The following is a 12,861-nucleotide window of genomic DNA, read 5'->3' as shown; positions in this document are numbered from 1 at the left end:
TTAAGCTACAACATCCGCGTTATGATTGATATTATTAATAACTTCTTTTATTCCTAACCATAATGTCTTATTGTCGCCAAATAACTCAATTATATTACCTTGATCAATAAATGGTGAATCTTGCAATACTGATAAGTCTTTCATCATACCATTCTTAACAATGTATTCAATTACTTGATTTAAGAAATAAATCTGCCTTGAATTTAGAGACTTATCATTCAGATACTCAGCAAATGCTTCTTTAGCTGAATTCATATCCAATCCCACAATACTACGAATAAATTCACCTAATGGCTGATCACCATATTCTTTAGTGTAATCTTCTTTAGTACCAATATCTTTCCAGAATATTTTCTCTAAATTCTTTAGGTCAGCATCTGTTAACGGCTGATTGCTCTTCAACTTAGCAATAACCTGATTATCTTTCTGATGCTGATTAATGTAATATTCCACTTTAGCCCTGTAGTTCTTTAAAGTATCTGTATTATACTCAGCTTCATTAACAGAAGTATCCAATATTTTGTCATTAAAATCTGTATCAAAGGTCATCGAATTCTTAGGAATATATTTAATTAAATTACGTAAAGTTTTTCTAATATGTTCTAGATCTTCAATACCTGCTCTATTAAGATAATCTGTTTCAATAACTTTTTTAATTAAATCCTTCTGATTAGCAATTTCAGGAATGTTAGCAACTTTAGAAACTGCAGTTATTTTCTTTATGATATCCGTCTTATATCTACCAGCCGGTTTATCTGAAATATTGGCAAGTTCTAATTCAAAAATTAATGCATCAAATCGAAAAGCAGCTGCATCCCCTTCATCTGGCAAAATCAAAGGTGATACTTCTTCTCTTACTTCTAAGCAATCACTGTACGTAAGTTCTTCATAGTTTACCTTATTCGCATATTCATCAACATCTTTAATATGCTGCCTTACAGCAAAGTTGTCACGATTTAATTGTTTTACCTTTTTAATTAAGTTGTCAATTAGTGCATTTCGATAACTAATCATCGGATTTGTTTGATAGTTAATATCTTGCAGCTTGTAAACCAATTGAAACTTTAGATTAAACAGTGCTCCTTGTAATGGTAAAGTAGCCTTAGGTTCACGACCTTTGCCCATTCTGAAGAATTCGAAGTTACTACAAAAATCAAATATATAAAACTTGGACTTATCTTTTCCATCAATTAAATTAGGGCAAAGTCGAGTACCTCGACCAATCATTTGCCAGAACTTTGATTTACTATAAACTTTCTTAAAAAAGACTAAATTCAAGCATTCTGGCACATCTATTCCTGTATCAAGCATATCAACAGAAATAGCTATTCGGGGCATCTTATCGCCTTCTGAGAATTCATCAATGGCAGATTGAGCATAATTAATATAATTATCAATTACTTGTGCATAAGGTCTTCCATCTTTTCCCTTAGCCAAATCTGGATATTCTTTGTTAAAAATACGCAAAATTTCTTCAGCATGTTTATGGTTTTGAGCAAAAATTATTGTTTTACCTAGTTCTTCACCATAATTGACTCTTAAAGCCTGAGTCATTACAATGTTCAAAACTTTCTTTATTGTATCTTCATTGAAAATCCAATTATTAAGAGCAGAGGGATTAATTGATGCCGGAAGTTCACCATTTTCATCTTCAAAAGTATCTTCATACGATTCCTTATCCGCTTCAGATAGTTCATCATATTTAATCCCCTGAGCCATAAACTTCATTTTAGTTTCAATAGAAACATAGTCTACCAAATAGCCATCTTTAACAGCATTAGCTAATTCATATCCATAAGTTGGGACACCATCTTCTAATTCAAATACAGAATAAGTATTTTTATCAATCTCATCCTTAGGAGTAGCTGTTAATCCCACCATTGGAGCATCAAAGTAATTAAAGATATCACGATATTTGTTATAAATTGAACGGTGAGCTTCATCTATGATAATTAGATCAAAATGACCTACAGTAAATAATTTACCTTGATCATCCTTAAGAGAATCAATGCATCCCATCATAGTTTGATACGTTGAAAAAACACATCTAGCATTTAAATTACGTTTTTTCTTGGTTAAATCAGTACAAGTTAAGTCAGGCAACAAATTAACAAAACTTCTCTTAGCTTGAGTGACCAACGCAGTTCTATCTGCCAAGAAAAGAATATTTTTAACCCAACCAGCATTAATTAAAACTTTACTAAGACCAATAGCAACTCTGGTTTTACCTGAACCTGTAGCCATAACTAACAATGCTTTGCGTTTTTTCTTTTTATCGAAACTTTCACAAACAGCTTTAATAGCAGCCTTTTGATAATATCTTCCAGCAATATTTTCATCCACTTGAATATTATCAAGATGCTTCTGCTTCATATTTTGTAGATTACGCAGTTTCTCTAAATCACGTTTAGAGTAAAAGCCAGATACTTTACGTTCGGGATGTTCATTATCGATAAATCTTGTTTCAAAGCCATTAGTCAGGAAGACATATGGTCTCCTATGATATTTCTTTTCAATTAAATCCGCATAAAGTTTGGCCTGTTGCCGACCTCTAGAAACATCCACACATGTTTTTTTTGCTTCGATTACTGCTTGAGGAATGCCAGTATTATCTAAAAGCACATAGTCCGCCCGTCCACTTTTCGAACTATTAGGCATTCCTTCTAGTTCAAATTCATCAATCCAGTCCTTGTCTTCTGTCCATCCTGCATCCATTAAGAGAGTATCAATATAGATCTTTCTCGTCTTGAATTCAGATAAATCAAGAGGATTTTCTGGAGTAAATTTTTCCTCTTTTTCTTGACGATTCTTTTCACTACGATGTGAAAGTTTCTTTTGAATATCTTTATTTTTCTTAACTAAACTATCTAAGCTAATTTGAATTTTAGCTGGCTCAGGAGTAACAATAGCAGGTAGCGTTTGACCTAATAATTTCTCATCAAACGGAACTTGCTCGTAATGATCACCATAACAATAATTAATAAAGTCAAAGAAAGCATGAAGATTCTTTAAACACAAGACAGCTTGATCACGTTCAATTCTTCTAGCTGAATGGGCAGCAATATTACCCAATCTTCTAATTAAGTCTAATTGTCTCCATAGGTCATAATCAACAATTCCATGAAAATCATCAGAACTCATTAAACTAATTAACTTATCTTGATACGGTCGTCTTAAAGCTGTATCAACTGAATACATCCATTTAATTGCAATTCTCCATAGCTCGACGACAATCAAGAATACAACTAGCAGCATCTACATTAATTAATTTTTCAGCAGTAATAGCTATATCTACAAAGTCGCTGAACTTTTTCTCCTTTTTCAGATAATCAAAGTTGGTCATTCACCTGGCACCTCCTTCATTTTTATCAAAATACTGATAAAACCTTATACTAATAATATATTTCATTATAGATGCGTTAACAACTTTTGATTTGTCGACATGTCGTTTAAAAAAAGCAAACTTTTTTTGACTTGCTAATGGTGGAAGCTTAATAGTTAAATTTTTTACTGCTGATAAATTAAGAGTCTTTTGGGCAACACCATGAACTTCCATTCTTATTTGATTTTGTACATATGAATCCAAAAGCTCGCTTTGCAAGTATTCACTATCAACTAGATTAGGATTTACTTTAATGTAAGCAATGTGCCTTTGAAATAAGAACTTCTTATTACTTTTTACCACAGCTACATGTCCATAGGAACCAACAATTGATAAAAGAAGATCACCCTTTTCAATCGGGGTTCGTTTAATTAATTTATTATAAGTATTTTCGTCAATAAATTTTTGAGTATCGTATATCAATTGATTATTAATTAGATTTGAAACAAAAACAAACGGTATTCCTTTTGTAACAAATTCAGGTGACTGATGTGTTCCATCCGTAATAATAAAACAAGCCTGCGACATCTTAGAAACATGTTGTTCCTGCGCAAACATCTCGACAAATCGGGCTTTGGCTAGGAGATTTATCTTATTAATCTGTTCATTTTTCTTTTTTATTGCACTCTCTAGTTTAGACAAAATTGCTACTTTTTTCCGTTGTTCTTCAATACTAGGGATTGATATTTTGTATTTCTTTAACCATTTAGTACTAATATTCTTTTGGGCGATTCCATTTGCAGAAGAAATACAATCTGATCTAAATTTCTTACTGTTCAAAAAATAAAAAAGATATTTTTTTAAAACTTTAGAATTTTTTACTCGAAGACATGCCACTCTCTGGTTTAATGCCGCTGGCAAATATTCATCGTTAATAATTGCTACTCTGCCAACATTTCCAGTTAAAGAAACTAACACGTCGTCAGCTAGCAATCTATACTTTGAAACATGTTCATCCTCTTTTGGATAAAAAACGGGAGTTTTATCTTCAATATAACCATCTTGAACGTTATTAATTCTTATGATACGTATTCCTGTCGAGACATACTTTTTGCTTTTGAAAGCATATCCGTTTAAAACATCACATACTGTATCAAGAGTTAAATATTGCATATCATCACTACAAATCTGAATTTGTTTTTCCTTTCCTTACTTTTCAAGCATATTTTTCAATTCTTGAAGATCTTTATTAGCTTCCTCGTCCAATTTCATAATTTCAGCAAGTATATCCTTTGTTGGTGGATATTTTACTGGAACATATTTAATTTCTTTATAACGATTAATAGATAAATCGTAGTTATTATCTACAATTTCTTTCTTATCAACAAAGAATGACTTATCTGTTCTCTTTCGATCTTTTTCTTTGTCAAGATTCTTAAAACGATTAATAATGTCTGGAATATCATCCTCATCAACTTTGGTACGTTTATCATCCAAAGAATAGCCATCAGCAGTCATGTCATAGAACCAAACTTTATCGGTACCACCATGATTTGTTTTTGTGAAGATTAAAACGGCTGTTGAAACACCAGCATAAGGTTTAAATACACCTGAAGGCATTGAAATTACTGCTTCTAGTCTGTTTCCCTCAACCAATTGTTTTCTGATAGTCTTATGAGCTCTGGATGAACCAAAAAGAACACCATCTGGAACGATACAAGCACAACGTCCACCAATTTTTAGCATTCTTAAGAATAGAGTCAGAAATAGAAGCTCGGTCTTCTTAGTTTTGCAGACTTTCAACAAACTATCTGAAACCGTATCATAATCAAGACTGCCCTTAAATGGAGGGTTTGCAAGAACTAAAGAATATTCATCTGCATCAATGTTTTGATCAGATAGACTGTCCTTATATTGAATATTAGGATCAGTGATACCATGCGTCATCATGTTCATAGCACCAATTCTAAGCATGGTCCTGTCCATGTCATAACCGGTGAACATTGAGCTCTTGTAATATGCTTTCTTTTCCTTGCTGTAGAAAATAGCTTTTTCTTTTTCACGATCATTTTTTAAATATTCAGCAGCAGTTACCAAAAAGCCAGAAGTACCACAAGCTGGATCAGCAATTTTATCATCTGGAGTAGGATTCATTAACTCAACCATCATTTTAATAATATGACGTGGTGTACGGAATTGACCATTTCTTCCTGCAGTTGATAATTTACTTAAAAGATATTCATAAAGATCTCCCTGCACATCTGATTTATCAAATCTTTCATTTTTACCAGTGGATTGAATTTCATTCTTACGAATTTTATCCATAGTCGCATAAATGTCATCAAGTTCATCAACAACTTTGGCTAGAAATTCTGGAGTTGGCAATTTAAAGATCGCATCCCCCATATATCTGGAATATGCGCTATTTTCATCACCATGCAGATTCTTAATAAAAGGAAAGACAAAATGATTCATTAGATCAAACATCTTCTGTGGAGGGAAATCATGAAAGACCGACCATTTTAAATCATTTCCATCAATTGTTTGACCACCAATATTTTTTTCACCATCAAAAATACTCTTATAAGGTAGACCGAGCATTTCACTTTCTTGACGATGCACATTATCTGCACTATCTAGATCATGAATGAACATCAAATAAGTAATCTGTTCAATAACTTCCAGCGGATTAGTTAAACCACCTGCAGCAAAATCATCCCACAAAGAATCAACCTTGTTTTTAATTTCTCCGTTAATCATCTAATTCTCCTAAATCTTATTATTCATTATTTAACATATTAATTTTAGCGCATATTTAAACGCAGCCTAAACAAAAAATCCAAGCCAAGTCTTTTCCTTTTGGATTTTGACATAGAGTCCTAGAAATTAATCTATAACATAAAAAAGCTCCGCTTTACGCGGAGCCTTTTCCATATCTATTCTAAATTAAGGTCTCTTCCAACCAGTAATTTGGTTATATGGAACTTGGAATGTATAACCCTTACTATTATTAGCTTCAACCACGTATTCGCTGTCACCGTTAATCAATAAGTCTGGATTATAAAGTGTTACTCTCTTACCTGCAGTTAAAGTTTGGGTTCCTTCTTCAGCTGGAAGAGAAACAACACTTGCTGTTGGTACAAATGAGATTTTGGCAGCATCACCATCATCATTAGTGTATTTCTCAATATTCTTGAGCTTACTCTTGTAACTACCATCATAAGTCTTAAAATCAAAGTCAGCTAAATTATAAACATAACCACCAATGGTACCACTGATTTCAAGGTTAAAACCAGTTTTGGTATTAATAATGTCAGTTCCCCAATTATCGTCATCATCAGGGATTTTGATAGCTTGACCTTTGCGAATTATTTCAGGTGCATCATCATCGTCAGAGCCATTATATTCTGCTTTAGTTTCTCTCAAAGCCACCAAGTTACCATTCTTTCTATTCTTCAACCAGCCCTTGTATACAGCAAGTTTAGCTGGATCTACTGGTGTAATATCGTCATCAGTAGTATCTGAAGAATTGTTAGAAGTACTTTGATTAGTCTTCTTCACAGCCTTTTTCTTTGCCGAAGCCAGGTTAGAAACTAAAATGTACTTGTTCTTGCCAATACGCGCATATTTCTTACCCTTGATGGTCTTATAACCGTAAATCTTGATTTTCTTACCCTTCTTCAAATGCTTCTTGTGAGTACGTTTACCATGGCTAGTGTAAATAGCGGCATTACGCTTCAACTTTCTAGAAACAGTTTTTGCTTCAACCACCTCTGCATTTCTATTAGCAGCAATTGCAGTTGTACCAACTGATAGCAAGGTAATTGCGGCCATGCTAGTAAACAAAGTCTTTTTTAAATTCATTTTCTAACTCCTTATTACTAAAAGATTTTTTCTTTTATATTTTAATATCTCAAGACTCAAAAACAGGCATATCTGCAATATTGCAGGAGTAAATCATGAATTTAATTTTTATCTAATACAAAAAAGCATCCCCATCGGGATGCTTTTAACTTTCTCTAATAAATGCCATAACCTGTCACAGGAATATAAGGCGTCCAATTGAAGTCATACTCAGCTAGTTTTTCTAACTCCGTATTACCATCAATAATCGCAGTAACGCCTTGCGCAATCATCAAGTTCATCCTCTTCGGCTTTTCTGGATGTTCAGTAAACGGTACCAGCACAACCGGCTTATGATTGGCACGCATAAAACCTATTTCAAACGCACAGCCATCATCTAGAATATCCATGTCATATAAAAATACGCCACAAGTGGCACTGTTTATCCCATTAAGATCATTTTGAAAAGTACCAACTCGCCAAGTCATGCTTCTCTGACCACCAATTTCCGGATTCTTTTCTTCAGGATCGACAAAATCATAATCGAATGGAAAATGCACTTTAGCAATAGTGGGATTCTTGGCTAATATCTCCTTTGCTCTCCCCACTCGCTGATGATCTGCTTCTCGATTAAATGATCCACCTAAATAAATCTTACCGGTTGCGACTTTCTTTTGCATTTAGTTTTCCTCTCAGAATATTAATTTTAAAAGAAGTATATCACATACTGTTCGTGATTATAACTATATAAAAATATTTTTATCTATATTTTGCATTTATATTGACAAAACATGAACAATAATTTAACATCTTAAGCAAATCATTCTCAAAATAATATCAATTCTGGAGGTAGAAATGAACTCAAAGTTCAAAAAGATTTTATCAGTTGGTGCGATTGTATTTGCGGCAGGTTTAGCCTTAACCGCTTGTTCCGGCAAGAAGCAAGGCGCTTCAACTAACAAGGATACCAAACACGGTATTGCCTTAATCACCGACCAAAACGGTGTTGATGACCATTCCTTTAACCAAGCTGCGTGGGCTGGATTTAAAGCTTACGGGAAAGAACATGGCTTAAAGCAAGGCAAGGGCGGTTATCAATACTTCCAATCAAGTGGTCCTTCCGATTTCGTTCCCAACTTCGACCAAGCTTCTAAGGCTGGTTATCAAACCATCTTCGGTGTCGGCTTCGAACTACAACAAGCAGTTAGCCAAGCTGCCAAGAAGAATCCTAAGAAGAACTTCGTAATCGTCGACAGTGTAGTTAATGGTCAAAAGAATGTTGCTTCTGTCACCTTCAAGAGTAATGAGGCTTCCTATCTCGGCGGTTTAGCTGCAGCTTACACAACTAAGACCAACAAAATTGGCTTTATCGGTGGTGCTAAATCAGCCATTATTGACTTGTTCGAAGCTGGCTTTAAGCAAGGTGTAGCCGATGGTGCTAAGGCCCTTCACAAGAAGATCACCGTTCAAACTCAATACATCGGTAACTTCACTGCTACTGATAAAGCTAAGTCAATTGCTCAATCAATGTACGCAAACAAGGCCGACATTATTTACCAAGCAGCAGGTAACGCTGGTAATGGTGTCTTCCAAGAAGCTAAGGATTACAACCAAACATTACCAGCCGACAAGAAAGTTTGGGTAATTGGGGTTGATGTTGATCAATCCGGATTAGGTAACTACACTGCTAAGAACGGTAAGAAAGCCAACTTTACTTTAACTTCTGTCTTAAAGGGCTTGAACGTTGCCACTAAGAGTATTGCCGATGATGCTTACAACGACAATTTTCCAGGTGGCAAGCATTTGGTTTACGGCTTAAAGGACAACGGTGTTTCTATCACTAAAGGTCAATTAAGCGACAAAGCATGGCAAGCTGTTCAAAAGGCTCGTACTCAAATTCTCGATGGCAAGATTAAGGTTGCAACCAAGCCAAGTAAATAAATCTTAACAGTCAAAAACTCTTCGTCTTGGCGGAGAGTTTTTTAATAGAAAACGAAAAATTATGGAAAAACAAAATACAGTTATTGAAATGAAGCATATTGTTAAAGACTTTAACGGATTTAAAGCCAATAACGATATTAATCTAAAATTACATCAAGGTGAAATTCTAGCGCTACTTGGAGAAAACGGTGCGGGTAAATCAACTTTAATGAGTATCCTCTCCGGCCTACTTGAACCAACTTCTGGTGAAATTATAGTCAACGGTAAAAAAGTTACTATTGATAACCCAACAGCTGCTAAAAAACTAGGTATTGGAATGGTGCATCAACACTTTATGCTCGCTCATTCTTTTACCGTTTTAGAAAACATCATTTTAGGTCACGAAACGACTAATGGTCCTTTCTTAGACATTAAAAAAGCACGCGAAAAAGTCTTAGCCCTTTCAGAACGTTATCACCTAGCCATTGATCCTGATGAAAAAGTAGCTAATATCACCGTTGCCCAACAACAAAGAGTAGAAATTCTTAAAGTTCTCTACCGTGGTGCTAATATTCTTATCTTTGATGAACCTACCGCAGTTTTAACGCCTCAAGAAATTACTGAATTTATGACTATTCTTAAAGGACTAGCTCATGAAGGCAAATCGATTATTTTGATCACTCATAAACTAGAGGAAATCAAACAGGTTGCTGATCAAGTAACTATCATTCGAACAGGACAAGACGTTGGAACTTATTCAGTTAAGGAGATTAGCGACCAACAAATGGCAGAGTTAATGGTTGGTCACTCTGTAGAAATGAAACTGACTAAAAAAGCAGAAAAGCTTGGTAAGGAAATTCTTAAAGTTAAAAATCTCCAAGTTAAAGAAAGTCGTGGCAGTTTAGCAGTTAAAGATCTTTCCTTCTCTATTCGTGCAGGTGAAATCCTAGGAATTGCTGGTATCGACGGCAATGGACAAGACGAATTGGTTGAGGCGATTACAGGACTGCGCCGAGTAGACAACGGTCACATAATTATTAAAGATCAAGATATGACCAATAAATCTACTAGAAAGATTACAGAACAAGGCGTAGCTAACATCCCCGCCGATCGACAAAAATATGGTCTGATTTTACAAATATCCATTGCGGATAATCTCGCTTTGCAAAGCTACTATCAGCAACCATTTTCTAGACATGGCATTATCAACTTTGCAGCAATCAAAGAACATGCTCAAAAAGCTATTAAAAAGTTTGATATTAGAACCACCAGCAGTGATCTTCCAGCTGGTGAACTTTCCGGTGGTAATCAGCAAAAAGTAATTATTGCCCGGGAACTTGAAAGAAACAGCGACTTAATCATCGCTTTCCAGCCCACCCGTGGCCTAGATGTAGGTGCAATTGAATATATTCACAAACAATTATTAAAAGAACGAGACGTGGGTAAAGCTATTTTACTTGTTTCTTATGAATTAAACGAAATCATGCAGTTATCTGACAGAATTCTGGTTTTACATCATGGTCAAAAATCTGGGATCGTTCAACCAGAACAAACCACCAAAACCGAATTAGGTCTTTTAATGACTGGCGTGAAGAAAGAAGGAAAAGATCTTGATCAAAGTTTCAGCTAAAGAAAAACGGTATCTGGTACCGCTCATCTCTGTAATTGCCGGTTTCTTAGTCGGTGCAATAATTATGCTTATTTGGAGCTATAATCCAATAACTGCTTATGCATCTATGTTTTCTAGTGCTTTAGGTAATATGAATGGCTTGGGAGAAACAATTCGTGAAGCCACTCCCCTTCTTTTTACCGCAGTTGGATTTGCTATTGCTTCAAAAGCAGGTTTCTTTAATATTGGTTTACCTGGACAAGCTCAAGCTGGTTGGTTAACTTCCGTTTGGGTTGTTTTAGCCAATCCTAATATGCCCAAGTACATCCTCTTACCATTAGCAATCATTACCGGTGCACTTGCCGGAGCAATCGTTGCTGGTATTGCCGGATTTTTACGCGCATACTTCGGAACCAATGAAGTTATCACGACTATCATGCTAAATTACATCGTGCTTTATGTTTGTCAATATCTGATGCAGCAAATCATGCCGGAAAACTTACGCAATGGAACAGATACAACGAAGAATATTCCTAGCAACGGCAGTCTTCATTTAGAATGGCTAAGTAAAATGTTCGGTGATTCTCGAATAAATGCAGGAATCTTTCTAGGGATTATTGCCATTATTGTTTACTGGTTCTTGATGAAAAAGACAACTGTTGGTTTTGAAATCAAAGCTGTAGGTCTCAATCCGTTTGCTAGTCGTTACGCAGGAATGTCTGCTAAAAAGAATATCATTCTTTCAATGTTGCTTTCCGGTGCTTTTGCGGGAATTGGTGGCGTAGTTCAAGGCCTAGGAACCTACCAAAACTACTTTACTCAAACTAGCAGTATTGATATCGGTTGGGATGGATTATCAGTCGCATTATTAGGCAACAGTACAGCTTTCGGAATTTTAATTGCTGCCTTTTTATTCTCCATTCTTAAAATTGGTGGTTTAGGGATGCAGACTGTTGCAGGCGTTCCTTACGAAATTGTCTCCATCGTTATCGCCGCCATCATCTTCTTTATCGCCATCAAATACGTCTTTGACCTGCTCTTCAAAGTTAAAAAATCTGCTACATATAAGCACCCTCTCAAGAGAGGGCAAGAAATTGGTCCTAATAATGGCGTTGACGGACCAAATATCAAATTATCAAAAGAAGGAAGTACTCTATGAACCTCACCTCACTTCTAGCATTAATCGTTTCTTCAACTTTAGTCTATTCAGCTCCTCTAATTTTGGCATCCTTAGGTGGTGTCTACAGTGAAAACTCTGGTATCGTCAACATCGGACTTGAAGGTATTATGACTGTTGGAGCTTTTACCTCAATCATCTTTAATCTGGCCTTTGCCAAAACATTTGGCTCTGCAACTCCATGGCTGGGTGCCTTAGTTGGAGCAATCTTTGGCTTAATCTTTTCTATTCTGCATGCTTTTGCCACGATTAATCTTCATGCCGATCACATCATTAGTGGTACCGTACTAAATCTATTAGCTCCTCCTTTAGGCGTCTTTTTAATCAAAGCAATTTACGAAAAAGGTCAAACCCCTAACATTACTGCTAATTTTGGTTATGCGGATATTCCAGTCCTTGCTCAAATTCCAGTTATTGGTAAGATTTTCTTCACTAATACTTCTGCACCAGCTTGGTTAGCCATCATCTTAACTGTCATTCTTTGGTTCGTCCTTTACAAGACTAAATTAGGTTTACGCTTACGTTCAACTGGTGAAAATCCTCAAGCTGCAGATACTCTTGGCATCAATGTTTACAAAATGCGCTACATTGGTGTTCTAACCTCCGGCTTGATGGCTGGTTTAGGTGGTGCGGTCTTCGCTCAATCTATTTCTGGCAATTTTTCAATTTCCACCATTGTTGGTCAAGGGTTTATGGCTTTAGCTGCTGTTATCTTTGGTAAATGGAATCCCGTTGGCGCAATGCTTTCTTCCCTTTTCTTTGGTTTTGCCCAAAGTTTAAGTATCATTGGTAACCAATTACCAGGAATTGCTAAAATTCCAACGGTTTATATGCAAATTGCGCCATATGTTATTACCATTCTTGTACTTGTGCTCTTCCTTGGTAAATCGGTCGCTCCAGCTGCAGATGGTGTTAACTACATTAAATCTAAATAGTTAATATTTTTCCAATAGAAAAAGCATCCCAAATGATACATTCCCTGTCAAGTAG

Annotated in this window: 10 protein-coding genes; 4 read left to right on the top strand and 6 right to left on the bottom strand. The window is 35.5% G+C overall.

What is annotated here, in order from left to right; translation table 11 throughout:
- From FC57_RS05375 to FC57_RS05355, 6 genes are all read right to left on the bottom strand, one after another.
- Positions 1-3,198, bottom strand: coding sequence for a DEAD/DEAH box helicase family protein (locus tag FC57_RS05375; RefSeq protein WP_392391150.1), 3,198 nt, complete (start codon positions 3,196-3,198; stop codon positions 1-3).
- 4 nt (positions 3,199-3,202) lie between these two features.
- On the bottom strand, positions 3,203-3,343 hold the full coding sequence (locus tag FC57_RS11500) for a hypothetical protein (protein WP_201247721.1): 141 nt from the start codon (positions 3,341-3,343) through the stop codon (positions 3,203-3,205).
- Complete coding sequence (locus FC57_RS10655) at positions 3,344-4,495, bottom strand: restriction endonuclease subunit S (RefSeq protein ID WP_007126435.1); 1,152 nt, start codon at positions 4,493-4,495, stop codon at positions 3,344-3,346. It lies immediately after the preceding gene.
- Positions 4,496-4,531: 36 nt separating this feature from the next.
- Complete coding sequence (locus FC57_RS05365; RefSeq protein WP_007126436.1) at positions 4,532-6,082, bottom strand: class I SAM-dependent DNA methyltransferase; 1,551 nt, start codon at positions 6,080-6,082, stop codon at positions 4,532-4,534.
- Positions 6,083-6,268: 186 nt separating this feature from the next.
- Positions 6,269-7,186 carry an SLAP domain-containing protein gene (locus FC57_RS05360; RefSeq protein ID WP_007126437.1) on the bottom strand — a complete coding sequence of 306 codons (918 nt, stop codon included), beginning with the start codon at positions 7,184-7,186 and terminating at the stop codon, positions 6,269-6,271.
- Between the two features lie 155 nt (positions 7,187-7,341).
- Positions 7,342-7,845 (bottom strand): nucleoside 2-deoxyribosyltransferase, encoded by a 504-nt coding sequence (locus FC57_RS05355; protein ID WP_007126438.1) that lies wholly within the window; start codon positions 7,843-7,845, stop codon positions 7,342-7,344.
- Between the two features lie 175 nt (positions 7,846-8,020).
- Between FC57_RS05355 and FC57_RS05350 the strand changes: the two genes are divergently transcribed.
- The 4 genes from FC57_RS05350 to FC57_RS05335 all read left to right on the top strand — a co-directional run bounded on the left by FC57_RS05350 (position 8,021) and on the right by FC57_RS05335 (position 12,806).
- Positions 8,021-9,106, top strand: coding sequence for a BMP family lipoprotein (locus FC57_RS05350; RefSeq protein ID WP_007126439.1), 1,086 nt, complete (start codon positions 8,021-8,023; stop codon positions 9,104-9,106).
- 61 nt (positions 9,107-9,167) lie between these two features.
- Complete coding sequence (locus FC57_RS05345; protein WP_007126440.1) at positions 9,168-10,715, top strand: ABC transporter ATP-binding protein; 1,548 nt, start codon at positions 9,168-9,170, stop codon at positions 10,713-10,715.
- Positions 10,696-11,853 (top strand): ABC transporter permease, encoded by a 1,158-nt coding sequence (locus FC57_RS05340; protein WP_007126441.1) that lies wholly within the window; start codon positions 10,696-10,698, stop codon positions 11,851-11,853. Before FC57_RS05345 ends, FC57_RS05340 begins: the two co-directional genes overlap by 20 nt.
- Positions 11,850-12,806 carry an ABC transporter permease gene (locus tag FC57_RS05335; RefSeq protein WP_007126442.1) on the top strand — a complete coding sequence of 319 codons (957 nt, stop codon included), beginning with the start codon at positions 11,850-11,852 and terminating at the stop codon, positions 12,804-12,806. The genes FC57_RS05340 and FC57_RS05335 overlap by 4 nt, the downstream gene beginning before the upstream one ends.
- The last annotated feature ends 55 nt before the right edge of the window (positions 12,807-12,861 follow it).

Source organism: Lactobacillus ultunensis DSM 16047, from assembly GCF_001436305.1.
Taxonomy (GTDB): domain Bacteria; phylum Bacillota; class Bacilli; order Lactobacillales; family Lactobacillaceae; genus Lactobacillus; species Lactobacillus ultunensis.
This window is presented reverse-complemented; position numbering and strand designations above follow the sequence as displayed.